Below are 26242 nucleotides of genomic sequence, written 5' to 3' on the forward strand. Positions count from 1 at the left end.
TTTGTGGTATTCTTTATCTTAACTAAATTCGCTTTTTATCCAACTAACGAAGGATATTATTTCAAGAAGGTGTCTTTTTCGCGTAAACACGAATATTAGTTGCAAAGTTGTTTTTCGGAAAGGAAGTTTATTTTGAAGATTTTAGAAGATCGCATTTTGCGAGATGGCCAAGTTTTAGGGCATGATGTATTGAAAGTAGATAACTTTCTAAATCATCAGGTAGATCCTATGTTAATGGAAGAAATTGGCAAAGAATTTCATCGCTTGTTCAAGAATGAGAAAATTACCAAGGTTTTGACGGTGGAATCTTCAGGTATTGCACCTGCTATTTTTACGGGCTTAGCTTTTGGTGTACCAGTGGTTTTTGCTCGTAAGCACAAAAGTGTGACGTTAAAAGATGAATTATATACGTCCGTTGTTTATTCCTATACGAAAAAGACCAGCAATCATATTGCCATTTCTAAGCGGTTTTTGAATGAGGATGATCGTGTTCTAGTTGTGGATGACTTTTTGGCTAATGGTCAGGCAGTAAAAGGCTTGATCGACATCATTGACCAGGCAAACGCTAGCTTGGCAGGAATTGGAATCGTCATCGAGAAGACTTTCCAAAAGGGTCGTCAGTTAATTGATAAAGAGGGCATTCATGTGGAGTCTTTGGCACGCATCAAGGCTTTTGAAGATGGCAAGGTAGTCTTTGTAAATGATGAGGAGGCTGAAGATGCAGCAAAGTAAGGCGCAGACAAACGCACCCAAGATTTCAAACTGGAAAGCTGCAATTTTAGGTATTCAGCATTTATTAGCGATGTATTCGGGATCAGTTTTAGTGCCGCTATTGATTGGCGGGGCATTGCATTTTTCTACGTTACAAATGACTTATTTAGTTTCGATTGATATTTTTATGTGTGGTCTGGCAACTTTCTTCCAGTTGAAGGGTAATCGGTTTATGGGTATTGGCTTGCCTGTAGTCCTTGGTTGCGCGGTTCAAGCAGTTGAACCCTTAAAAATGATTGGGCAACGGTACTCTGTTGGTACTGTATATGGCTCAATTATTGCAGCTGGTATTTTCGTAGTTCTAATTGCTGGCTGGTTTTCAAAAATCAAAAAATTATTTCCACCATTAGTTACTGGGACTTTGATTACGGTGATCGGATTGACCTTGATCCCAGTTGCTTTTCAGAATTTAGGTGGTGGCGATACGACTGCTAAGACTTTTGGTGATTTAACGAATATTGGGATCGGCTTTTTGACTGTTTTCATTATTTTGGCAGTTAGTTTTTGGGGCCGAGGTTTTCTGAAGTCGATTGCTGTGTTAGTTGGACTTGTGGCCGGCACATTAGCTGCTTCAGCATTTGGCTTAGTTTCATTAAAGCCAGTGATGGAAGCGAGCTGGTTTCATTTTCCGCAATTCTTTTATTTTGGCACGCCAAAATTTGAATGGTCTTCTATTGTGACGATGATTCTGATTTCGATGGTGTCCATGGTGGAATCCACCGGGGTTTACTTTGCCTTAGGGGATATTACCAAGCGTAAGTTAACTAGTGATGATTTGAAACGCGGCTATCGGGCTGAGGGTTTGGCAATTATCTTTGGCGGCCTATTTAACACTTTCCCATACACAACTTTCTCGCAAAACGTTGGTTTGGTTCAACTTTCTGGCATCAAGACGCGGCGGCCGATTTACTTCGCGGCTGGATTTTTAGTACTACTTGGTTTATTACCAAAGGTTGGTGCTTTGGCTACGATCATCCCTAGTCCAGTTTTGGGCGGTGCCATGTTAGTTATGTTCGGCATGGTAGCTGTTCAAGGTATTCGGATGTTGCAGAATGTGAATTTCCAAAGTGATAAGAATCTGCTAGTTGTCGCTGTATCGATCGGTTTAGGCTTAGGTGTGACCGTACAGCCAGCAATTTTCCAATTCTTACCTAAAACAGCGCAATTATTATTTGGTAACGGCATCGTGATGGCTAGTTTATCGGCAGTCTTTTTGAATTTATTATTCAATGGTACTGGAACGGTAGATGAAGATGAAGAGACCGGCCTGAATGAAAATGATGAAGCTTGACGAATTGTTTTGCTTTTATAATGTCAGTCCTGGCAAACTGTGGTAGGGTAGATTTTAAGGAAACTTAAAAGAAGGCAGGCAAAACAATGGCTTTTATTTATCCAATGCAAACCGTTGGTATTATTGGCGGTGGCATCAAAAGTTATCATTTAGCACTGACGGCTAAGCAAATGGGGTTTCGCGTGGCCTTGTTAACATCTGTTCAAGAACCCGTTTTAGACATTGTTGATTATCCTACGATTGGCAATCCTAACGATTTACAGACTGTTTTGGATTTTGTCAACGGCTTACAGGCCGTTATTTATCAAGATGAAAATATTGATCCACAGATTCTTGAAACGATTCAGGCCAATAATAATGTGCCTCAAGGAACGGATATTTTATCGATCACGCAAGACCGGTACTTAGAAAAAGTTTTTTTAGATGATCTGAATTTAAATGTTGCGCCTTATATGACTGTTGTTGGTTCTGCAGATGTTGCTAACGGATTGGCGTCCATTGGATATCCGGCAATTATTAAACCGATCCAAAAGGGCTTGAGTCATAACCGTCAAGAAGTACTTTACCGTCAACAGGATATTGCTCAAAGTGAAACCTATCTTAGCGGTGGTTCGGCAATTCTAGAATCCTGGGTGCCTGTGGATCAAGAATTTTTGATCATGGTTGTGAAGGATCAAAAGCAAAAAGTTCAGTTGTTACCAATTATTGAGACCTTTTTTGATGGACATCAATTGATAGCTGCACTAGTTCGGCCGCGAATCAATGCGGCTGTGGCTGAAGAAATTCAACGAATCGCTCATGTGATTGCTGATAAGATCGATTACTGTGGTGTTTTTGGGATTTCTTTCCTAAAAACTGAAACAGACAACTTATATACTCAACGTATTTTTCCAGGGGTACATCTTGGCGCGGACGTCTATCAAGCCGTTCTTGGAATTTCCCAGTATGAGCTGCAATTGCGGGCTTTATTAGGATGGCCAGTTCCTGAAGTGCATGTGAGAACCAATGGCGCTATGTTAGTTATTTTAAAAGCAATTGAAGAAGAGAGCTATACACAAGTTAAAATCAAGCCGGATTGGCAGTTTAATTATTATCCGTTGGCTGAGACGCCTGCTTTGGCAACACCAATTGGCCAGGTGATAGTTACTAATGAGATTCAAACAGATTTGATCAATAAAATTAAAGCAACGGATTTGTGGCATATTTAACTTTACAACACAAAGGAGAAAAAAATGATTCCTCGTTACGTAAGACCAGAAATGGGTGCAATTTGGACAGATGAAAATCGCTACCAAGCTTGGCTAGAAGTTGAAATATTAGCTGATGAAGCCTGGGCAAAACTAGGTGAGATCCCAGCTGAAGATGTAGCCAAAATTAGAGCCAATGCAAAATTTGATGTTGCCGAGATTGCGCGTTTGGAAAAGATTACGCATCATGATGTGGTTGCCTTTACGCGGACAGTTTCTGAGAGCTTAGGCCCAGAGAAAAAGTGGATCCACTATGGTTTAACGTCTACGGACGTTGTGGACACAGCTTATGGTTATTTACTAAAACAGGCCAATGATATTTTGCGCCAGGATATTGCTGCTTTTCTAGAAGTGATTGCTAAGAAGGCGGAAACCTATAAACATACCGTAATGATGGGGCGGACCCATGGTGTGCATGCCGAACCAACGACTTTTGGTTTGGTGCTGGCTAACTGGTACGCGGAAATGAAGCGCAATCAGGAACGGTTTGAACATGCGGCCAAAGGCGTTGAAGCCGGCAAGATCAGTGGTGCGGTGGGAACTTTTGCCAATATTCCACCCGAAGTTGAAGCTTATGTGACGGAACATCTAGGAACTCGCGCTCAAGATATTTCAACCCAAGTATTGCCTAGAGATCTGCATGCAGAATATGTGCAGACGATGGCTTTGATTGCAACTTCTATCGAGCGTTTTGCCTTAGAGATTCGGCATCTACAACGGACAGAAGTACGCGAAGCTGAAGAATATTTTGCTGCTGGTCAAAAGGGCTCTTCAGCGATGCCGCATAAACGGAATCCGATTGGTTCTGAAAACGTAACTGGATTAGCCCGTGTGATTCGTGGACATGCGGTAACAGCACTGGAAGATGTGCCGCTATGGCATGAGCGTGATATCTCCCACAGTTCTGCGGAAAGAATTATTTTGCCAGACACAACGGAGCTGCTAGATTATATCTTACATCGCTTTATGACAATCCTAGATAAATTGACCGTCTTTCCAGAAAACATGATAAATAATATGAACAAGACCCATGGTTTGATTTATTCACAGCGGGTATTGCTCAAATTGGTTGATAAGGGTTTAAGTCGTGAACAAGCTTACGACATTGTGCAGCCAAAGACAGCCCAAGCATGGGATGAACAAAAAGACTTCCGAACTTTATTGGAAGCTGATCCAAAAGTAACTGAACGTTTATCTAAAGCCGACTTAGATGATGCTTTCGATTATCATTGGCATCTTAAAAATGTGGATCGTATTTTTAAGCGTGTCGGTTTAGATTAAAGCATCATTGATCGCCTTTTGTCACACTATCTTGTGAGTCTAAACGTGTTCCAAAAGGCAACGACCTTACCTAACAGCGCATTCCTCAAATGGAAAATCCACCATTTATCGTAATTCTTGTTAGTGCTTGGCCGTTGAGCGCCTTTTGTCACACTCTGCTAAAGTAAATGCTGTAACATCAAATAATTTGGAAATTGAAGAAACTGGGATGACAGAAATTTCTGTTACTCAGTTTTTTTGTTTACGGCTGGAGTAGCTATAATAAGTAACATAATTTTGTTATAATGTAGTGTGCTTTTTAGACTAAAATATAATTTTTATGTACCCGAACGAGTCAGTGAAAGGATCCAAAAATGACGATAGATTTACTAAACAAACTGAATGATAAGCAAAAAGAAGCGGTGCAGACAACGGAGGGCCCATTATTAATCATGGCCGGCGCTGGGAGTGGTAAAACTCGTGTTTTGACACATCGCGTTGCTTATTTGATTGAAGAAAAAAATGTTACGCCTTGGCATATCTTAGCGATCACTTTTACCAACAAAGCTGCGAAAGAAATGAAAGAACGTGTCGGACAATTATTAGATGAAGAGGATGCGCGTAATGTTTGGGTCTCCACTTTCCATGCGCTGTGTGTGCGAATTTTACGGCGTGAAAGCGAGAAAATCGGCTATGCTCGTAGTTTTACGATTGCGGATCCCGCTGAACAATTAACTCTGATCAAACGGATTTTAAAGAATTTAAATATTGATCCTAAGAAATTTGAGCCACGCAGTATTTTGAATACAATCAGCAACGCCAAGAATGATATGGTCAAACCTGAAGATTATGAACAACAGACCGGTTCTTTATTTGAAGAGATCGTAGCCAAAGTTTATAAACGCTATCAGCAGTCTTTACAGGCAGATCAAGCTATGGATTTTGATGATTTGATCATGCTGACGATTGAATTATTTCAAAAAGATCAGCCAACGTTAAGTTACTACCAAAATAAGTTTCAATATATTCATGTCGATGAATATCAGGATACTAATGAAGCTCAATATCAGTTGGTGCGGTTGTTAGCTGGGGGTTATCAAAATCTTTGTGTCGTTGGTGATGCCGATCAAAGTATTTATGGTTGGCGCGGGGCCAACATGAATAACATTTTGAACTTTGAAAAGGACTATCCTACAGCGCAGATCGTTTTACTGGAACAAAATTATCGTTCGACGAAGCATATTTTAAAAGCGGCCAACGAAGTCATTAATAATAATGTGGTCCGCAAGCCTAAAAAACTTTGGACAGAAAATAGTGAGGGCCCTAAGATCACTTACTATCGCGGTCAAAGTGAACAAGATGAATCATTATATGTTATTGACCAAATTCAACAACAAATCAAAGAAAATAATTACAAGTATGGTGACTTTGCTATTCTTTATCGGACCAACGCCCAGTCACGGGTGATGGAAGAAGGTTTTGTGAAAGCCAATATTCCTTACAAAATGGTTGGTGGGCACAAGTTCTATGATCGTAAGGAAATCAAAGATGTTTTGGCTTATTTGCGCTTGGTCGCAAATCCAAAAGATGACATGAGTTTTCAGCGCGTCATTAATTCGCCAAAGCGCGGGATTGGTCCTGGTACGGTTGAAAAGCTGCAAGATTTTGCGGATGAACATGATTTTTCGCTGCTTGAAGCCTGCTTGAATATCGACTTATCAAATATCAATGGTCGTGCTCGGGGAAACTTAGCTGACTTTGGGAATATGATTTTCGACTTGCGAGAACGGATCGAAGCTGAGACAATTTCTCAATTGACAGAGGATCTATTGGATCGTTCCGGTTATTTGAAGGCTTTGAAAGCGCAACACAATTTAGAGGCCGACAGTCGCATTGAAAATATTGAAGAATTGCTTTCAGTAACTCAGCGGTTTGATGACAATTATGAGCCCGAGGATGAAGATAGCGATAAATTCGTAGATTTCTTAGCGGATCTGGCACTTGTTAGTGATCAAGATGATTTAGAAGAAGAAGCTAGTGAAGTGACCTTGATGACGCTGCATGCGGCTAAAGGTCTGGAATTTCCTGTCGTCTTTTTGATTGGTATGGAAGAAGGTATTTTTCCATTATCTCGAGCAGCAGCAGATCCTGACGAACTGGAAGAAGAGCGGCGATTGGCTTATGTGGGCATCACGCGCGCGCAAAAGAAACTTTATTTGACGAATGCCTATTCCCGGGTACTCTACGGCCGTACGCAAAGTAATCCAGCTTCACGGTTTGTAGGTGAAATCGATGATGAGTTATTGGATTATGGTAATCAAAATGCGGCCGCGATACCGTTCCGTCAGACCAGTACCCCGAGTCAACGGCGCTTTGATAATCAAATGCGTCGCGCGCAAGCGACAACTCACGTGGCACAACAAAGTGGGCCAGTGGCTAAAACAAGTTCGGCAGCGCGGGTAACTTGGACTGCTGGTGACAAAGTAACGCATAAGAAATGGGGCACTGGTACAGTTGTGAAAGTCAATGGAACTGGTGAAAATGCAGAATTAGATATTGCGTTTAAAGAACAAGGTGTCAAACGATTATTAGCTGCTTTTGCACCAATTACCAAACAAGAATAGTCTTAAGACAAATTAATAATGGTGATTAAAGATGACCTTAAAAAAATCAATTGAAGCCTATACCAAGACAGAAGCCAATACAGAAGCAAAACAATTACGGCAAACGCTGCAACAATATAGTGACGCTTACTACACCAAGGATGCACCTTTGGTAGAAGATAGTGTTTACGATGCACTTTATCGGGATCTGCAAGACTTAGAAACGGCTTTTCCGGATATTGTTACCCCGGATTCACCCACTCAAAAAGTCGGTGGTGAAGTTTTACCCGGTTTTGACAAAGTGACCCATACCATACCGATGCTGTCCATGGGAGATGTGTTCTCCTTTGATGAACTTAAAGCATTTGATGCGCGCTTAACCCGTAATGTGGGACATCAATTAAGTTATAGTACAGAATTGAAAATCGATGGTTTGGCAATCAGTTTAGTCTATGAGAATGGGCGTTTTGTCCAAGGTTCAACGCGGGGAGATGGCAATGTCGGCGAAGATATCACTAAGAATTTGTTGACGATTGATTCAATTCCTAAGCTTCTGCCTGAACCGCTTTCAATCGAAGTGCGTGGTGAGTGTTATATGCCCAAAACTGCCTTTGAGAAGCTAAATAAGCAGCGCGAAGCAGAGGGAAAGCCGATTTTTGCCAATCCACGTAATGCTGCGGCAGGTAGCCTGCGGCAATTAGACACGCGTGTTACTAAAGCGCGCCAGCTAGATACCTTTATTTACTTCATCACGCGCATGGATACACTAACACTTCAGACTCAAACGGAAGCCTTAGCTAAATTAAAAGCTTTGGGTTTTCATGTCAATCCAGATAGTCAGCTCTGTCATAATATTGCGGAAGTAATCACGTTTATTGAAACCAATACACCGAAACGCAATGCGTTACCATATGGTATCGATGGGGTGGTTTTGAAAGTCGATGATTTGACTACCCAACAAACGCTTGGTAATACGGTTAAAGTCCCTCGTTGGGAGATTGCCTATAAATTTCCACCTGAAGAAGCACAAACCGTTGTCCATGATATTGAATGGACGGTGGGCCGCACTGGGGTGGTTACGCCAACTGCGGTCATGGATCCGGTACCGCTTGCGGGAACGACTGTGGCTCGAGCCACCTTGCATAATGTAGATATGTTGAAGGCCAAAGATATTCGAATTGGGGATACCGTTAGCTTACATAAAGCTGGCGATATTATTCCAGAAGTATCTGCTGTGATTTTAAATAAGCGACCAGCAGATACGGTGCCTTATGAGATACCGACAAAGTGCCCTTCTTGTGGTTCCCAATTGGTTCATTTAGAAGACGAAGTAGCTTTACGCTGTATCAATCCCATGTGTCCGGCTCAGATCAAAGAGGGCCTGACCCATTTTGCCAGTCGCAACGCTATGAATATTGATGGTTTGGGACCACGCGTGATTGCTCAATTATTTGAAAAAGAATTGGTCCATGATGCAGCTGATTTATACCGCTTGACGGCTGAGGACTTAAGCCAATTAGATAAATTCAAAGAGAAATCGATTGCAAATTTACTAGGTGCTATTGATCGCAGCCGACAAAATTCAGTGGAACGGCTGTTGTTCGGTTTAGGCATTCGCCATGTGGGTGCTAAAGCTGCTAAAATTTTAGCGGCACATTATGGTGATATCTGGCAGTTAGCGAAAGCGACTAGCGAAGATATGACACAGATAAATAATGTCGGTCAGATTATGGCAGATAGCGTTGCAACTTACTTTAACAATGCTGAAGTTCAAACCTTACTCCATGAATTTGCTGCTGTAGACGTCAATTTAAAATATTTAGGTGAAACTGAAGCCGTGCCCGAGGCCAACTTCTTTAAGGATAAAACAGTGGTATTGACCGGTAAACTTAACGACTTTACTCGGCCCGAATTAACCGAAAAATTAGAACATTTGGGCGCTAAAGTTACCAGCTCAGTTTCTAAAAGAACGGATATTTTGGTCGCTGGTGAAGCAGCAGGTAGTAAATTGACAAAAGCACAGCAGCTTGGCGTTGAAATCATCAATGAGCAAGAGCTGGATGAGTATTTGCCTCAAAAGTAGGTAGGAGGACAAATTTTGAAACGAAAAAATCTTTGGTTTATATTGGCTACTTTGGCATTAGTACTGGCGGGCTGTGGCAATTTAAAGAGTACTGGCTCGACAGGCACGCAAACAAGCACAAACAATAAAGGTGTGCAAACAACAGGTGCGACCGGCGAATCCAATTATACTGGGGTGATCGAAAACGGTCATTACAAAACAAGTGCGGCTAGGGGCCTAACGACATCGCAAACAGACAACGTTTTGAACGTTAAAAGTATGGAAGACGGATTAACAGATCTATCAAAGTCACAATTCCCCACTGATAAGTATTTACTGCAAGAGGGCCAATATTTAAAATCCGATACAATTAAGGACTGGTTAGCCCGTAAATCGCAAAAAAATCCCGAGGGCCTAAACCCAGCTGATAATGGTTCTACTGATGCCGATAAGCGAGCACCATTATATTTGCAACAAATATTAGAACAAGACTATGTGACGCAAACAGATGATAAAAGCGTTAAACTTGGCGGCATTAGTATTGCTCTGGGTATGAATAGTGTGGATTATTATCAAAAAGAAGAATATGGTGCTGAATTTCAAACCAATATTTCTGATAATACTTTGTTGGCTCAGGGCAAACAGATGGCGCAAACAATCGTCCAGCGGCTGCGGCAGCGCAAAGGATTGGAAAATGTTCCGATCACGATTGGTATTTATAAACAAGCTTCTAAGGATAGCTTAGTGGGTGGGACTTATGTATCGGCCACCACGGTTGATAACGGTGCTAAGAAAATCGACAGTTGGAAACGAGTCAATGAAAAGAACCAGGTATTACCAACGGCTAGTGGTGAAAAGGCGGTTAATTCTGGAGATAATGATTCATTTTCTAACTTTAAAACACAAGTTCAGAGTTTCTTCCCTAACTTGGCTGGCGTTGTTGCCCAGGCCCATTATGAAAACGATCAGCTAGCGGGTATGAATATTACAATTAATACTCAATTTTATGGCGAGACTGAAATCACCAGCTTTACGCAATACATCGCTCAAGCGGCCGGTCGCTATTTACCCCGGAATATTCCGTTACAAATTACGATACAATCGACGCAAGGCATTCAGGCATTTGTTGCGCGCAGCAGTAATGCTAAGAGTTTCTATACCCATGTCTTTTCAAGTTACTAATTCCAACCAGAAACAGTTATGTTACAATAAAACAGAATGAATTTTCATGAAAGAGGAGATCGCATGATTTCAAGGGAACAAGTTGCCCATGTTGCTAATTTAGCAAAATTAGAATTCGATGATTCCGAATTAGAAAATTTCACTAGTCAATTAGATAAAATTGTTGATTTTGTCGATCAATTAAGTGAAGTAGATACAAAAGATGTTGCACCAACTACCCATATCACAAGTGCTGTCAATGTTTTCCGTGAAGATGTACCCGTGAAGAGTCAGACGCGCGCTGAATTATTGAAGAATGTCCCTGAAACAACGGAAGGGCTAATTCGGGTGCCTGCAATTATTGAAAAAGAGGAGGACGAATAGTTGAATTACTTCAATGAAGATATTACGAGTCTCCACGATAAGTTAGTTAATAAAGAAATAACCGTTCGCCAATTAGTAGAAGCTACGTTTGATTACATTGAACAAACGGATGAGAAAATCAATGCTTTTATTACTTTAAATAAAACTGACGCACTGGAAAAAGCAGATGCATTAGATGCAGCTGGCATTGACCCAGACGAATTATTGGCTGGGATTCCTTTAGGCATTAAAGATAATATCGTTACTAAAGGTTTAAAGACGACGGCTGCCAGCCATATCTTAGACAACTTTGAACCTGTTTATAATGCGACGGTCATGGATAAATTAGATGGTCAAAAGACCATCACCGTTGGTAAAACCAACTTAGATGAATTTGCCATGGGAAGTTCGACAGAAACTTCTTATTTTGGTGAAACGCATAATCCTTGGAATCTAACCAAGGTGCCTGGTGGTTCTTCAGGTGGTTCAGCAGCCGCTGTGGCAGCCGGTGAAGTGATTGCCGCGCTTGGGACAGATACAGGTGGTTCTATTCGTCAGCCAGCTGCTTTTAACGGTATTTTTGGGATCAAACCAACTTATGGTCGTGTTTCACGTTGGGGCTTAATGGCCTTTGGCTCTAGTTTGGATCAGATCGGGGTTTTGTCCCGTTCTATCAAAGATAGTGCCATCATTTTGAATGCCATTTCTGGCCATGATGATCATGACGGGACAAGTGCAACTGAAGCCGTGCCCGACTTTACCAAAGCACTAGGTCAGGATATCAAGGGCCTTAAGATTGCGGTACCAAAAGAATATATGGATAAGGGCATTGACGCTGACGTGGTTAAAGCAATTCAAGCCGCCATCAAAACTTTTGAAAGTTTAGGTGCTACGGTTGAAGAAGTTTCCCTGCCGTATACGAAATATGCTGTCCCAGCTTATTACATTATCGCTTCCAGTGAAGCTTCTTCCAACTTACAGCGCTATGATGGCATTCGTTATGGTTTCCGGGCAAAAGATGTCAAAACTTTGGAAGATGTTTATGTTCGCTCACGTTCTGAAGGTTTTGGTGACGAAGTGAAACGGCGGATCATGTTGGGTTCCTTCTCCTTATCAGCTGGTTATTATGATGCTTACTTTAAGAAGGCTGCCCAAGTGCGTACTTTGATCAAGAATGATTTTGATCAACTATTTGAAAAATATGACTTGATTCTAGGCCCAACAACACCAACGCCAGCCTTTGGGTTAGGTGAAAAAGTTACTGATCCAGTCACCATGTATCTCAATGATATTTTGACAATTCCGGCCAACTTAGCAGGTATCCCGGCAGCATCGATCCCAGCAGGTTTCTCTGAAACGGGGTTGCCAATTGGCGTTCAATTGATGGCTAAGAAGATGGATGAAATGACAATTTTCAAGGCTGCTGATGCCTTTGAACAAGCCACAGAATTCCATCAAGCTATTCCAGAATTCAAGGGAGGTCAAAACTAATGAACTTTGAAACAACAATCGGGTTAGAAGTCCACGTTGAATTAAAGACCAAGACTAAGATGTTTAGTCCTTCACCAGTTGAATTTGGGGATGAGCCCAATACGAACACCAATGTTATCGACTTTGGTTTTCCGGGTGTGCTGCCTAAAGTCAATAAACAAGCCTATCGTTATGGCATCATGGTTGCTTTAGCTTTGAATGCAGACATTACGCGCGATACGCATTTTGATCGGAAAAACTATTTCTACCCGGATAATCCTAAAGCCTATCAGATCACACAATTTGAAAAGCCCTTGGGCACCAATGGTTGGGTTGAAATTGAAGTCGATGGCAAGAAGAAAAAAATCGGTATTGCTGAATTGCATGTCGAAGAAGATGCCGGTAAGAATACCCATTCCGAAGATGGCTACTCATACGTTGACCTGAACCGTCAAGGCACACCTTTGATCGAAATTGTATCTAAGCCAGATATTGCCTCTCCTGATGAAGCCTATGCTTACTTAGAAAAATTGCGGCAGATCGTTCAATTTACTGGAGCTTCCGATGTCAAAATGGAAGAGGGTTCCATGCGGGTCGACACAAACATTTCGATTCGGCCAATTGGACAAGAAAAATATGGGACAAAAACAGAGTTAAAGAACTTAAACTCTTTCAATTTTGTCCGTCTAGGCCTAGCCTATGAAGAAAAACGGCAAAGTCGTGTCTTGATGTCTGGCGGTACAATTCGCCAGGAGACGAGACGCTATGATGATGCGACCGGACAAACTTATTTGATGCGTGTAAAAGAAGGTTCTGATGATTATCGTTATTTCCCAGAACCAGACATTCCACCATTTCATATTAGTGACGACTGGATCAAAGAAATTCAAGCAAGCATTCCAGAAATGCCTGATAAACGGCGGCAGCGTTATGTACAAACATACGGCTTGCCAGAATATGATGCTAACGTGTTAACAACCACGAAAGAAATGTCTGATTTCTTTGACGCTGCCGTTGCACAAGGTGCTGATCCCAAGCAAGTTTCCAACTGGCTGATGGGTGAAGTAAATGCCTACTTGAATGAAAATAAGCTGGATCTGCAAGAGACGAAGCTGACACCAGAACATTTGGCAACAATGATCAATTTGATTAAAGATGGGACGATCAGTTCTAAGATCGCTAAAAAAGTGTTCCAAGAAATCATTACTAATGGCACGGAACCCAAGCAATGGGTCGAAGAAAAAGGTATGGTGCAATTATCCGATCCTGCTAAACTGACACCGATCATTGATGAGGTTTTGGACAATAACCAACAATCAATTGATGACTTTAAAAATGGGAAAGATCGGGCTGTTGGTTTCTTAGTTGGTCAAATTATGAAACAAACCCGCGGTAAAGCCAATCCAAAAGTCGTCAATCAAATTTTGATGGCAGAATTAAAAAAACGCTAAGTAGTTAAAGAGGGAGAAACATGAGAGTCCGGGCTAGATTGATATACAATCCCACTGCAGGTCATGAAACGTTGCTGCGAAGTGTGGGTCAAATCTTGCATATTTTAGAAACAGCTGGTTATGAAGCCAGTGCGTTTCAAACGACTAAAGCACCGCTTTCGGCTGCTAAAGAGGCTAAACGCGTGGCTAAAGAGGGGTTTGACTTGATCGTTGCAGCCGGTGGCGATGGGACAATCAATGAGGTCGTTAACGGGATCGCCGGATTAAAAAGACGCCCCAAGATGGCGATCATCCCTGCTGGAACAACTAATGACTATGCGCGTGCTTTGAAGATTCCTCGTGAAGATCCAGTTGAAGCGGCTAAAATCATCTTGAAGAAACAGTCCGTCAAGATGGACGTGGGCAAAGCCAACGACAACTATTTTATTAATATTGCCGGTGGCGGCTTTATGACCGAGTTAACCTATGAAGTGCCGTCTCAATTCAAATCCATTCTAGGCTATCTAGCGTATGTCTTGAAAGGTGCCGAAATGTTGCCGCGCATGCGGCCAACGCAGATGCATCTGGAGTATGATAATGGTGTTTATGATGGTCCGGCCTCCATGTTTTTCTTAGCTTTGACAAATTCGGTCGGTGGTATGGAACAAATCGTACCTGATGCTTCTTTAGATGATGGTTATTTTTCTTTAATTATTGTCAAAACATCTAATATTGGTGAGATTTTACGCTTGATGGCTCTTGTTTTAAATGGTGGTCGACATGTAGATGACAACAACATTATTTATGTGAAAACGAGGAAATTAGTTGCCAAGCCTAAGGATAATCAGCGGATGATGATCAATTTAGATGGGGAATATGGCGGCGATGCGCCGATGAAGTTTGTCAATTTGAAGCAGCATATTGAAATGTTTGCCAATGTGGATGACATTCCCAATAAAGCTATTACTTATGAAACACCATCGGAACAGAACGCTGAGGCTGAGATCGTTAAGCATGTTCAAAATTTGGATGCGAATCATGAATTGGTTCGGCCAGAATTAGATTTAAGCCATGCGCCTAAGTCGGATGATGCATCTGAAACTAAGCACACATAAAATATAGTTAAAAAAATGGACCTGTGAGCAGATGCTAGTTCTGCTTTTCAGGTCCATTTTGCATGAAACTTGTATTTCAAGCCAATTTCCGCTATGCTTAACGGCGATCATTAATTAAGGGGTTAATATGAAAACAAATTTAAATACACCAGTACAAAAGAATCAAACACTAGATCTCACAGCGGTAGACTTGTCTTATGATGGGTTGGGCGTTGCCAAAGTTGATGATTTTCCCATCTTCATTGACAATGCTTTACCCGGTGAAGTGGTTACAGCGGTAATTACTAAAGTTGCTAAGAAGTATGCCTTCGCTAAAACAGTAGCAATGGTTCAAAGCAGTCCTGATCGTGTGGATATCAAAAATCGGCGTTATACGCAAACTGGCATTGCGCCTTTGCAGCATTTGGCTTATCCAGCACAATTAAAATTCAAACAGCAGCAAATTGAAAACTTGTATCAAAAAGCTAAATTAGCCATTGATGTTTTACCCACGTTGGGCATGACTGATCCGACGCATTATCGTAATAAAGCACAGGTACCCGTGCGTACAGTGGATGGTCAGCCAACGGTTGGTTTCTTTCAAAAGCGGAGCCATCGCTTGGTGCCCATGACAGACTTTTTCATTCAAGACGAAAAAATCGATGCAGCCATTGCTAAATTACAAGACTTGATCCGCCAATTTGGTATTTCCGCTTATGATGAAGTGAATCATCAAGGTGTTTTACGGAATATCATGATTCGTCGAGGGTATTATACTGGCGAAATGATGATTGTCTTGATTACGCGAACTAAAGAATTACCGGAACGTCGGGAGTTAGCCAACGCTATTTTGGCAGAGATCCCTGATGTCGTCAGCATTATTCAAAATATCAATGGGACCAAGGGCAATACGATTTTAGGGCATAAGGAACGTATTTTGTGGGGGAAGCCCAATCTTCGTGACGAATTATTAGGCTTGAAATTTGATATCTCTGCCTTATCGTTTTACCAAGTCAATCCTACCCAGACGCAAGTACTGTATCAAAAAGCTATTGAAGCTGCTAATTTAAGCGGTGATGAAGTTGTGATCGATGCTTACTCTGGTATTGGCACGATCGGTCTCTCCATGGCCAAACACGTTCGTTCGGTAAAAGGGGTAGAAATCACGCCAGCTGCCGTAACCAATGCCAACGCTAACGCTGAATTAAATGGCATTACGAATGCTGAATTTGTGGTGGGCAAGGCTGAAGAAGTATTGCCGCAATGGGCTGAAGAAGGTATGAAAGCCGACTTGATCGTGGTTGATCCACCACGTAAAGGCTTAGCACCAGAATTTATTGAAGCCGCAATCAAAGTCCGGCCTAAGAAAGTACTTTATATCAGCTGTAATCCGGCCACATTAGCTCGCGATTTGCAGGCATTTGCCGCTGCTGGCTATACAGCAAAACAAACCCAGCCAGTGGATATGTTCCCCATGACTACCCATGTCGAGAGCGTTACGGTCCTCGAACGTACAGAAAAATAGCTCATAAACCGCGTCATGGCGGCATTTACGGATGATTAAAAGTGTACTTTTTCCTTTCAGAATGATTGGAATTAGTACACTTTTTTTGCTTCTTAAGCTGGTAGATTGAGTGGAAAATATGAGAGCTTTTTGGATTGTATAAACGACGACTAATTCATTCTTGACTTTTTTATTTCGAAAGGTAATTTTTTATCAAACCTTATATTTTTATCCTTGACCCCTCAACCATTTTCTGTAAAATCAATAATGGGGAACATCATTCATCCTTCTTTCAATTGGCTTTCGTAGACTTGATCGTAATATAAGACATGATGTTCTTTTTTTATATCTCAAAGTTAGTATAAAAATGAGATATTAGTAGATTAACATCCATCGATACCAAAAAGTATAGAACCATAATTATCTGCTATAATTAAAATTGTTTAAGCGATTTTATTGACTTTCCCATTTAATGTTAGAATTACATAGAATAATTAAGAAACTTTGAATCTTGATGAGATATGGGCTGAACGACTTAGGAAGGTTAGGAATATTCTGTCTCAGTTAAGAAATTACAAAATATGTATAATTATTAGTAGGCTGAATATCATTAGGGCCGCTGAATAAGCTGATCTAACAGACTTAGAAGCAATTACCAGGAGCTACAAAAATTATGGAAGCTATTAAATTTATAGGGCGGTGTAGAAAAAATTTGCAAAAGCAATGTAATATAGAGCTGTATCTATTACCAAGCTTGGTAATAGATGCTAACGTTACCACCAATCTTTTGATGAAGATATGCTCTGAACGAAATTGTGACCTTACTTATATTTGTGGGAAAGTACGTACTGATAACTGATATAGGAGAATAATTAATGCAAACAGATAACGAAAAATACAATGAAACTGTGCAACCTAACACGGCTTTCTTAAATGAGTTGAAAGAAAAGCTGCCTGAATTCTTTACCAAAGACGGCTTTTTTGATATTGACAAGTTCAAGGATCAACTTAAGGACAAAAATGTTAATGAGTTGAGTGAGGGTTATCAGCTAAATTTCATTGGTAAGGATTACGCTCGTCGCCAGGCTGGGGAAATGGCAAGTACTGTTATTGTGCCTGATAAAAAACAAAATCAAGGTGAGGGTAAGAATAGTAAAAATTTATTTTTTACCGGGGATAATCTTGAAGTATTACGCCATTTACAAACGTCTTATCAGAATAAGATTGATATAATTTACATCGACCCACCATATAACACTGGTCAGGATGATTTCGCTTATCCGGATTCTTTTGAGTACAGCGATGATCAACTTGAAGACATGTTTGGCCTCGACGATGATCAATTGGCAAGACTTAAAAGTATTCAGGGAAAGTCCAGTCATTCTGCATGGTTAACCTTTATGTATCCGAGACTTCAATTAGCCAAGCATTTATTAAAACAAACTGGTGTTATTTTCATCTCAATTGATGATAATGAAGACGGCAATTTGAAAGAAATTTGTGATGAAATATTTGGTGAAGCAAATTTCTTAGCTCAAGTGGTTTGGGAAAGAGCATATGCACCAATTAACTTGAAGAAAAATTTTTCGCCTAGTCATGACTATATGTTGGTCTACGGTAGAGAGGCTAATATAATTGAAACAAGTGGTATTACTCGTAATGAAGCAGCAGACAATAGATATCAGAATCCTGACAATGATCCGCGGGGTCCTTGGAAATCATCTGATATGTCAGTTGGACCTGCTAATGAGTCTAATATTTACCCTGTTACGACTCCCTCAGGGAGAGTAGTCGAGCCTCCAGCGGGTAGAAGCTGGAGTCTCTCGCAAAAAGCATTTCGCGAGAGACTCGCTGACAACCGTATCTGGTTTGGAAAAAATGGTGATGCTGTACCTAGTATGAAACGATTTAAATCAGAACTTAGAAAAACAGGCGTTACTCCTATGACTGTTTGGCACTACACGGATGTTGGACATAGTCAAGAAGCTACTCAGCAATTACAACAATTAATGGGCGGAAAGAAATATTTTGCATATCCTAAGCCAGTAAAACTAGTCCAGAGGGTCATCCAACTGTATTCAGATTCTGACTCAGTAATTCTAGACTTTTTTGCAGGGTCAGCGACTACGGCAGAGGCTGTGTTGCAACAAAATATTGAAGACCAGGGGCATCGTCATTTCATTTTGGTTCAATTGCCCGAAAAAACATATCATATTAATAAATCTGGGAAAAAGGTTCCTACTAAAGGTGGACGTACTGCGTTTGCAGATGGATTTATGTCTATTGATCAAATTGCACGTGAACGTATTCGTCGTGCGGCTAAGAAGATTCGGGAAGATAATGAATTAACCTTACCTAAAGACTTTGATGGTAGTTTTAAGCATTACCGGGTAGTTAAGCCAGTTAAGCAAACACTTGAAGAAATTGATGAATTTGCTCCTAACAACATCAGCCTTTTTACCAATATGGTTGATGGTTTCTCAAGTAAGAGCTTAGGTATTGTTGGAGATACCACTGGAGAAGAGACAATCTTAACTACCTGGCTAGCTAAAGATGGTTATTCTTTTGATGCCAATGTTGAAATAATTAAGTTTGACAATTATGCGGCCCATAAAGTTGAAGATGATCGTCTTTATTTGATTAACGAGGGATGGGAAGCTAAGCAGACAAAAGAGTTATTGAATCAACTTGGTACTCATCAGTTAGGAGTCCAGAGTATAGTGATCTTCGGCTATTCCTTTAATGTTGCTGGACTGCGTGAATTAGAGAGTGGCTTAGGGCAATTAGATAGTAAAGTCACTTTAATCAAGAGGTACTAATATTATGAAGATTAAACTTGAAACTTTACAGCACCAAACTGATGCCCTTACAGCTATTGATAAAGCATTTCCTGGTATAGATATCGTAAGCAATGATCCAAATGCTAATTATATTTATGCTAATCCATTAATTAGGTATCGTTATAACAATAAAGCAAATATCGATATCAAGATGGAAACTGGTACTGGAAAGACCTATGTCTACACTCGAATGATGTACGATCTTCATCAAAAGTATGGTCTCTTCAAATTTGTAATTGCCGTGCCTAGTCCGAGTATTAAGGAAGGAACTCGCAGTTTCATTACGAGTGATTATGCTAAGCAGCATTTCAGTGAATTTTATGAAAATACCCGTGTGCAATTAAACGTTATTAATGCGGGGGATTTTAGTGCGCGCTCAGGACGGCGGAACTTTCCAGCCCAACTTTCTGAATTTGTAGAAGCAACTCGGCAGAATGCCAACCAAATCGAAGTTTTGCTGGTTAACCAGGGAATGCTGCACTCTAAGTCCATGCACCGCGATGATTATGATCAGACCTTGCTAGGTGGCGAAACTTCTCCAATCAAAGCTATTGCGGCTACTCGGCCAGTAGTGATTATTGATGAACCACAACGTTTCCCTCGCGGCAAAAAATTTTATGAGGATATTGAAGCAATGAAGCCTCAATTAATTGTTCGTTTTGGGGCTACCTTCCCGGAAACAACTAGTGGACGGGGAAAAAATAAGGTCACTAAGATTGACTATTATCGTGGTGAACCTCAGTTTAATTTGAATGCAGTTGATAGTTTCAATCAAGGGTTAGTTAAGGGTATTGATATTGACTATCCAGATATGCCTGAAGAACAAGCCAATAACTTGTATAAAGTTAAACAGGCCAAGACAAAAGAACTGATACTTTCTAAGGGTAACAAGGAATATTCTCTTAATGTTGGTGAAAACTTGGTGGATGTTGATTCAGGTTTTGAAGGGAACATAACCTATGCTGGGGGCACAAATCGAGAACTATCTAATGGACTAGCTTTATCAAAAGATATGAAGTTGATTCCTGGTACTTTCGCACAGAACTATCAGGATCAGATTATTTCACAGGCATTAGATTGTCACTTTAAAGCGGAAGAAGAGAACTTTTTACGTCTGAATTCGGGTGATTATGCACCGAAGATTAAAACGCTATCACTATTCTTTATTGATAGCATTTCTAGCTTTCGTGGTGAAAATAATGGTAAGGGTTGGCTGGCCCTTCATTTTGAAGAAATTTTAACTGAGAAACTGAAAAAATTAATTGCTCGCTATGAACTTACCATGGATGACCGAGAAAAAGAGTATTGTTCGTTCTTACAGGCAACTTTAAGAAGTATCCAAACTGAGCACCAAGATGTTTATGCAGGCTACTTCAGTGAAGACCGTGGTAGCTCAGATGCTGATATTCAAGCAGAAGTTGAAGATATTTTAAGTAATAAGGAAAAACTGCTCAGTTTTAAGGATAAAGATGACAATTGGCTAACTCGCCGCTTCCTATTTTCTAAGTGGACTTTGCGGGAAGGCTGGGATAATCCGAATATCTTTACGATTGCCAAGCTGCGTACATCTGGGTCTGAAATCAGTAAGGTTCAAGAAGTAGGACGTGGCTTACGGTTGCCAGTTGATGAAACCGGCCACCGTTTAAACCAGAATGAATGGCAAAGTAGATTATCATTCTTAATTGGTTATGACGAGCGTGATTTTGCGCAGAAACTAGTAGGTGAAATCAATGATGATTCACCAATTAAATTGAATCAAGAAGAATTAACTGATGATATGATTAAGTTAATTGTCAAAGCTAAACAAAAAATTGATCCACAATTTAATAAAGATCAGTTACTTGATGATTTAGATAAGCATAATGTGATTACTCGTTCAAACAAGTTCAAAAATGTCGTAGAACTCAATGGCCAAAAGATGTCTGGATATGAGGCTTTATGCCAACTTTACCCAGAAATTGAGCTGCAAACTAAGGTTGCTAATGATAAAGTTCGTGACAAGAATTCTAAAGACACTACTACAGTTAGATTGCGAAAACAAAATTGGCAGCAATTGAAAAATCTTTGGCAGCAGTTAGCTAAACGGCAAATGATTAAGTTTGATCTAACGGTAAATCAGGTTGCTAAAACTGTTGCTCGTAATGTTTTCAATGACAGCGACAATAAGATTTTTGTCTTGCAACGCCCACAAATGGTTCATCAGGAAGTTGTTACTGATAAAAGTTCAGCATCTGTGAGAGAAACACAGTTTGATTACAGTACGGGATACTTAACCATGAACTATGGTAAGTTTCTCAAAATATTAGCTCACCAAACTGACTTGTCAGTTAATCTGCTAAATAATTTGATGATTGATGCAATCAAGCGTCTAAAAAACAATACTAATTACATCAATGAAAAGACACTTGGTAACCTGATTCGAACTTTTAACAATCAATTCAATGAGCGAATCAAAACTTCATATAGCTATGAACCATTAGATTTTTCAACATCGACCTCGATCTACAATGCTAAGAAGCAAGAATTTGTGGATTCAATTCCAGCTAGTGTGCTTGGTGTATACCAAGCAAATTCAACTTCTGATGAAAAGTATTTGTATGATAGACCGCCGCTTCGTTATGACAGTGCCGATCCAGAATTGAAGATTTTGAAGCGATCGTATGGTCCTAAGATTAGCGTCTTTGGGAAGCTACCAAAGAAAGCTATCAGGATTCCACGCTTTGATAACGGAACGACTACACCAGACTTCATTTTTAAGATTGAACATGGAAATAATCCAACTTATCTAGTTATTGAAACCAAGGCGGAAAATATGCGTCTAGGTGATGAAGAGATCCATATTATTCAACAGAAGTACTTTGATCAGTTGAAAGAATCTGGAGTTTATTACCGGATGGCTACTAGTGAACAAGAAGTACACGATTTGATTAATAAATTGGAAAATGGAGAGTTGAATTAGTATGTTGTCGCTAATCGAATTAGCTAAGAAAGGAAAATTAGAAAAGACAGGGGCCAAGCCGAAACTGCCGATTAAGGTGGACGGAGTTAGTTCAGAAACCCTAGATGTGTATAAAATTCCATTAGAATATCTCTATTATAATGATAAAAATGATCGGATTGCGACTGGTATTTCACGGTATGAAGACGAATTACATCCGGCAAACGATCAAGAAAACCCACAATACAATAATTTTGTTGCTAAACTGATCGAACAAGATAATACGTCTGCATTAAAGCGGACGGAGAAGTCGATTCAAGAGTCTGGCCAACAGGTCTATGGATATGTTCTTGATGATGGACGGATTGTCGATGGTAATCGGCGCTTCACTTCCTTACGTAATATTCATCAATCAACTGGAAGAACTGTTTATTTTGAAGCCGTTGTTTTGCCATTTTCATATGACAATACAACTGAACGGGCTAAGATCAAGAAACTGGAATTAGCTATTCAAATAGGGGTTGAAAAACGCCAAGATTATGACCCAGTTGATTTGGCTGTTGATATTTACCAAACTACCAGTGGTAATGACCCAATTATGACTCAGGCAGACTACGCGGCGGATTCTCATATGCGGCTTACTGAAGTTTAAAAATACTACAACGGAGCCATTTATATGCGCAAGTTTCTTCAATTTGTCGGTACATCTGAAAATAACTATAATATTATCAAATAAAGTCAAGTTTGGTCACTTTTTTACGAAATGGGTAAATCATTGTCTAAAAACTTTAGCAATGATCCTGAATCACAAGTTCGTAGGAACGAAACCATGAATTCTTACTTTGGCGTCATTCTTTATCAGATTCATGTTGGCGTAAGCGGTAATACTGCACGTACCCATATTCGTGAGTATGGGAAAAATATTGTTAATAGTGTCGATAATGAGGACTTTAATGATGATGTAGCTGATGTGGTTGATGATCTGTCTGATTCACTTCAAGATTACGAAATTCAAAATACTTCGGACTTGATGCAAAGTCTGACTGATGAGAATAAGACTGTTGAAGCTTTGGGTGATACATTTGATACTTACATGCGTAATGCACGTAATAGTGAATCTGTAGATAAGTTTATTCGCGACATTAAGCAGAATGTAAAATATTATCATGATTTAAATGAAGACGGTGGTTTAATTGGGAGTCTACGGTACAACAAGGTGAGTGAAGACCAGTTAAAAGAGTTGCAGAAATACATGCGGGACTTAAATCAATTAAGTAAGGAGTTGTTCAGTAAGTATGGAGATGAAATCGGATAGTCCAATCATTATTAAGAATGATGAAGGCCTATTTCAACTACTAGACGATGACCACCATACCTTGGAAACCAAGGCAGCACAGCGTGGCTTATCGATATTTGGTCCATACTTTGAAGATCCTGAGCAACGCACTTTTAAAGAAAACTTGACCTATGTTCAGTTGCTGGGGTTAGTAAAAAAGCTTAATCGACGTTTGCAGCGAAAAGGGCTCCCTGAAGTACAAACAAGCAATAAATTCGATCAGTATGTGCAGCAGCGTCAATACTATATCAAAGAACAAGGTCAAGCTGGAGTGACTATTAAAGATGACGATCCTCGTTGGCAGCATGAATTTGAAAACTTTAAATCAGTGGTTAGCCAAGAAATAACGAGGCCACTTAAGTTGGAACAGGAAAAAGCCAGTTTCTTCATGACGGTCATGAAACGAGCAGCTAATTTTTCTGTGCCGGGGGCTGGAAAAACTGCCATGATGTATGGTACATTCGCTTACTTATCTAGTCCTAGAGTTAATGAAGTCGATAAACTTTTAGTTATTTCACCATTGAATGCCTTTGCGACATGGCGGACAGAATTTAAAGAAGTCTTTGGCTCCAAACGTGAACTGTACTACCTTAATATGCGGGATAAAAAATATAACAATAATGTTGGTGCAATTAAACATGACTGGGTTCAGGCAGACGTAATTACGATCAACTATGAGGCCCTTCAAAGTAAACTTAATATCATCAATGACTTATTGAATTCCAAAACTATGCTTGTCTTTGACGAAGTTCACCGAGTTAAAGGTGTTGGTGGTCAACGAGCTAAGGCGGCGCTCAGTCTTAGTCAGTCGCCACATTATCGGTACGTCTTAACTGGCACGCCAATTCCTAATGGATTTCGGGATATCTACAATTTCTTACATCTAATGTACCCGGATGAGTATTCATCATTCTTTGCTTGGGACTTAAAAACTTTGAACGATATCGATTCTGAGGATGTTAATAAAAAACTTTCACCGTTTTTCTGGCGAACTAATAAAGAGAATCTTCATGTGCCAAAACCTGATCCAGATATTATTAAAGAAGTTGAGCCATCGAAAGATCAGCAGTTATTGTCGCAAGCTATTTATGAAAATGAAAATGGTACTTTAGCTACTTTTATCAGGTTGTTACAAGCTTCAACTAATCCGGAACTGCTGGCAGAAAATATTAACTATAAAGAGTTAGGACTTGTTGATGCAGATTCTGGTGTCTGGGATAAGCAAGCTGCAACCATTGAAAAACAGAATACTAGCAATGGAGATGCTTATAAAAAATATAATCTGGCTAAGGCAGAATCACCTAAATTTAAGATGGGAATTGACTTAATTGATAAGCTAGTAAGTCGAGGCAAGAAAGTTCTGGTTTGGGGAATGTTTGTTGGTACTATGCAAAAGATTGCTGACACTCTCAATAGTATAGGTATCAAGACGACATTAGTCTATGGTGCTACGCCAAAACAAGACCGTGAAGGAATGATTGATGATTTTAGAACCGGTGACGTTCAAGTATTAGTTTCTAATCCTAATACTTTAGGTGAGTCGATCTCTCTTCATCAAACAGTTCATGATGCGGTTTACTTTGAATACAACTTCAATTTGACCTTTATGTTGCAGTCACGTGATCGGATTAATCGTTTGGGATTGCCAGCGGATCAGTACACCCGATATTATTACTTGATGACAAAGGGCGATGTTGCTCATATGGGTTTCATTGATAATACAGCTTATAAGAAATTGAAGGATAAAGAGAAAATCATGCTTGATGCCATCGATGGCCAACACCTGGTTCCCGAATACACTGATGATTACCTTCAGGAGGTTAAGAATATTGTTATGGGAAGATATAGGTAATAAAACAATAGATAATAGTAAATATTGATTACCAGTTTTGCCACTCAAAGTGAAATCGATGAATTATCACCAAATTACGATATAGAAGTTTTGATGCTAGGATGATTTCATAGACACGATTTGGTAGAATTTGACTACTAAGTATAGGACGTGTCCAAAATGACTAAAAAGAGAAAAAATTTGATGAAGATTTCAAGAAGATGATTCTTGGCCTTAACTCATCTGGTCACTCGATCGAGTCGTTAGCCGAGAAATATGGTATTGCTATGCAAATAATTTATCGTTGGAACATAAAGCTGACTAGTCTTTCATAGCATCGGAAGGTACGTTAAATGATTTTATGGACCAATCAACCTTTTGTCGTTTATCAGCAACTACAACAGCGTGGAATTTTTTCTTGTGATCCAGCATATGCACCATTGTTAGCAGATGATAATGTAAATTTCAAAAATGCTTATCAGTGGATGTGTACTCAATTAAAACAGAAAGTTGGTCTGCCACCTGCAGGGGTAGAATTTCCAATTTGGGCATGGTATCGGCGTAATTATGCCCATCAGCGTCCGGATTTTAGGCAGCGGCAAGATTATGATGATCAAGTGTTACTTGAGTTGATGATTCCTGAGACAGATGTACTGTTGAGCGATTTTGACCAATGGCATTTTGTGCTTGGTAATAGTTATCTTCCAACTGCTAACAGTGAGCGTGAATTTGATCAGGCTGAACAGCGATTTGAGAATTTGTCAGCCACAGAACAACAGATTGAGAAGCTAGTATCTTGGCAACAAATTTTTGACATTACACCACGATTTGGCGACTGGACCCAAAATGGTGCCTATGTTCAAGGCTGTTTTTGGCAGCTTAAACAAGAACAAGTTTGTCGAGCTTGGCGTCGACAAAAAGGGCATAAAGTTGAAGAATTATTTTATTAAAGACTTGCTTATCAGGAATCAGTTGTGTTTTGACTATTAAAAAATCACCTTTCCTAAAACCTACTTTGCGGTAGAATTTTTGGATGGTGAT

General features: G+C 40.0%; 16 protein-coding genes and 1 pseudogene. All 17 read left to right on the top strand.

Translation table 11 applies throughout. From position 1 onward, the window contains the following. The first annotated feature begins 132 nt into the window (after window positions 1-132). A complete protein-coding gene (locus FHQ08_RS00250; protein ID WP_230912371.1) occupies window positions 133-732 on the top strand; it encodes a xanthine phosphoribosyltransferase in 600 nt (199 codons plus the stop codon). Further along, a complete protein-coding gene (locus FHQ08_RS00255) occupies window positions 719-2062 on the top strand; it encodes a nucleobase:cation symporter-2 family protein (RefSeq protein ID WP_230912372.1) in 1344 nt (447 codons plus the stop codon). The genes FHQ08_RS00250 and FHQ08_RS00255 overlap by 14 nt, the downstream gene beginning before the upstream one ends. An 86-nt stretch (window positions 2063-2148) precedes the next feature. Then, window positions 2149-3270 (top strand): ATP-grasp domain-containing protein, encoded by a 1122-nt coding sequence (locus FHQ08_RS00260; RefSeq protein ID WP_230912373.1) that lies wholly within the window; start codon window positions 2149-2151, stop codon window positions 3268-3270. 24 nt (window positions 3271-3294) lie between these two features. Beyond that, window positions 3295-4590 (top strand): adenylosuccinate lyase, encoded by a 1296-nt coding sequence (purB, locus tag FHQ08_RS00265; RefSeq protein ID WP_230912374.1) that lies wholly within the window; start codon window positions 3295-3297, stop codon window positions 4588-4590. A 353-nt stretch (window positions 4591-4943) separates the two neighbouring features. After that, window positions 4944-7193 (top strand): DNA helicase PcrA, encoded by a 2250-nt coding sequence (gene pcrA, locus FHQ08_RS00270; protein WP_230912375.1) that lies wholly within the window; start codon window positions 4944-4946, stop codon window positions 7191-7193. Between the two features lie 31 nt (window positions 7194-7224). After that, window positions 7225-9255 carry an NAD-dependent DNA ligase LigA gene (gene ligA / locus FHQ08_RS00275; protein WP_230912376.1) on the top strand — a complete coding sequence of 677 codons (2031 nt, stop codon included), beginning with the start codon at window positions 7225-7227 and terminating at the stop codon, window positions 9253-9255. A gap of 15 nt (window positions 9256-9270) precedes the next feature. Beyond that, the gene (locus FHQ08_RS00280; RefSeq protein ID WP_230912377.1) at window positions 9271-10416 is read left to right on the top strand and encodes a CamS family sex pheromone protein; all 1146 of its coding nucleotides are present in this window, start codon (window positions 9271-9273) and stop codon (window positions 10414-10416) included. 63 nt (window positions 10417-10479) lie between these two features. Next, complete coding sequence (gene gatC / locus FHQ08_RS00285; RefSeq protein ID WP_230912378.1) at window positions 10480-10779, top strand: Asp-tRNA(Asn)/Glu-tRNA(Gln) amidotransferase subunit GatC; 300 nt, start codon at window positions 10480-10482, stop codon at window positions 10777-10779. Then, complete coding sequence (gatA, locus tag FHQ08_RS00290) at window positions 10780-12249, top strand: Asp-tRNA(Asn)/Glu-tRNA(Gln) amidotransferase subunit GatA (RefSeq protein WP_230912379.1); 1470 nt, start codon at window positions 10780-10782, stop codon at window positions 12247-12249. It begins immediately after the preceding gene. Then, window positions 12249-13679 carry an Asp-tRNA(Asn)/Glu-tRNA(Gln) amidotransferase subunit GatB gene (gatB, locus tag FHQ08_RS00295; RefSeq protein ID WP_230912380.1) on the top strand — a complete coding sequence of 477 codons (1431 nt, stop codon included), beginning with the start codon at window positions 12249-12251 and terminating at the stop codon, window positions 13677-13679. Before gatA ends, gatB begins: the two co-directional genes overlap by 1 nt. Before the next feature lie 20 nt (window positions 13680-13699). After that, window positions 13700-14773: a diacylglycerol kinase gene (locus tag FHQ08_RS00300; protein WP_230912381.1), complete on the top strand. Its 1074-nt coding sequence runs from the start codon at window positions 13700-13702 to the stop codon at window positions 14771-14773. A gap of 127 nt (window positions 14774-14900) precedes the next feature. After that, entirely contained in the window at window positions 14901-16277 is a 1377-nt protein-coding gene (gene rlmD, locus FHQ08_RS00305; RefSeq protein ID WP_230912382.1) for a 23S rRNA (uracil(1939)-C(5))-methyltransferase RlmD, read from the top strand. A gap of 854 nt (window positions 16278-17131) precedes the next feature. After that, entirely contained in the window at window positions 17132-19075 is a 1944-nt protein-coding gene (locus FHQ08_RS00310) for a site-specific DNA-methyltransferase (protein WP_230912383.1), read from the top strand. A gap of 4 nt (window positions 19076-19079) precedes the next feature. Then, the gene (locus tag FHQ08_RS00315; RefSeq protein ID WP_230912384.1) at window positions 19080-22055 is read left to right on the top strand and encodes a type III restriction-modification system endonuclease; all 2976 of its coding nucleotides are present in this window, start codon (window positions 19080-19082) and stop codon (window positions 22053-22055) included. A gap of 1 nt (window position 22056) precedes the next feature. Next, window positions 22057-23349, top strand: a pseudogene (locus FHQ08_RS00320) (hypothetical protein). Further along, window positions 23330-25222 carry an SNF2-related protein gene (locus FHQ08_RS00325; protein ID WP_230912385.1) on the top strand — a complete coding sequence of 631 codons (1893 nt, stop codon included), beginning with the start codon at window positions 23330-23332 and terminating at the stop codon, window positions 25220-25222. The pseudogene FHQ08_RS00320 and the gene FHQ08_RS00325 overlap by 20 nt, the downstream one beginning before the upstream one ends. A gap of 332 nt (window positions 25223-25554) precedes the next feature. Further along, window positions 25555-26151 carry a DUF3841 domain-containing protein gene (locus tag FHQ08_RS00330; RefSeq protein WP_230912386.1) on the top strand — a complete coding sequence of 199 codons (597 nt, stop codon included), beginning with the start codon at window positions 25555-25557 and terminating at the stop codon, window positions 26149-26151. The last annotated feature ends 91 nt before the right edge of the window (window positions 26152-26242 follow it).

It is taken from the genome of Agrilactobacillus fermenti, from assembly GCF_021030645.1.
In the GTDB taxonomy this organism is placed as follows: Bacteria; Bacillota; Bacilli; order Lactobacillales; family Lactobacillaceae; genus Agrilactobacillus; species Agrilactobacillus fermenti.

Coding starts and splice junctions, on each gene's coding strand:
- FHQ08_RS00255 (WP_230912372.1), top strand. CDS start 719: ATGCAGCAAAGTAAGGCGCAGACAAACGCACCCAAGATTTCAAACTGG.
- FHQ08_RS00300 (WP_230912381.1), top strand. CDS start 13,700: ATGAGAGTCCGGGCTAGATTGATATACAATCCCACTGCAGGTCATGAA.
- FHQ08_RS00315 (WP_230912384.1), top strand. CDS start 19,080: ATGAAGATTAAACTTGAAACTTTACAGCACCAAACTGATGCCCTTACA.
- FHQ08_RS00310 (WP_230912383.1), top strand. CDS start 17,132: ATGCAAACAGATAACGAAAAATACAATGAAACTGTGCAACCTAACACG.
- FHQ08_RS00260 (WP_230912373.1), top strand. CDS start 2,149: ATGGCTTTTATTTATCCAATGCAAACCGTTGGTATTATTGGCGGTGGC.
- pcrA (WP_230912375.1), top strand. CDS start 4,944: ATGACGATAGATTTACTAAACAAACTGAATGATAAGCAAAAAGAAGCG.
- rlmD (WP_230912382.1), top strand. CDS start 14,901: ATGAAAACAAATTTAAATACACCAGTACAAAAGAATCAAACACTAGAT.
- gatB (WP_230912380.1), top strand. CDS start 12,249: ATGAACTTTGAAACAACAATCGGGTTAGAAGTCCACGTTGAATTAAAG.
- gatC (WP_230912378.1), top strand. CDS start 10,480: ATGATTTCAAGGGAACAAGTTGCCCATGTTGCTAATTTAGCAAAATTA.
- FHQ08_RS00330 (WP_230912386.1), top strand. CDS start 25,555: ATGATTTTATGGACCAATCAACCTTTTGTCGTTTATCAGCAACTACAA.
- FHQ08_RS00325 (WP_230912385.1), top strand. CDS start 23,330: ATGGAGATGAAATCGGATAGTCCAATCATTATTAAGAATGATGAAGGC.
- ligA (WP_230912376.1), top strand. CDS start 7,225: ATGACCTTAAAAAAATCAATTGAAGCCTATACCAAGACAGAAGCCAAT.
- purB (WP_230912374.1), top strand. CDS start 3,295: ATGATTCCTCGTTACGTAAGACCAGAAATGGGTGCAATTTGGACAGAT.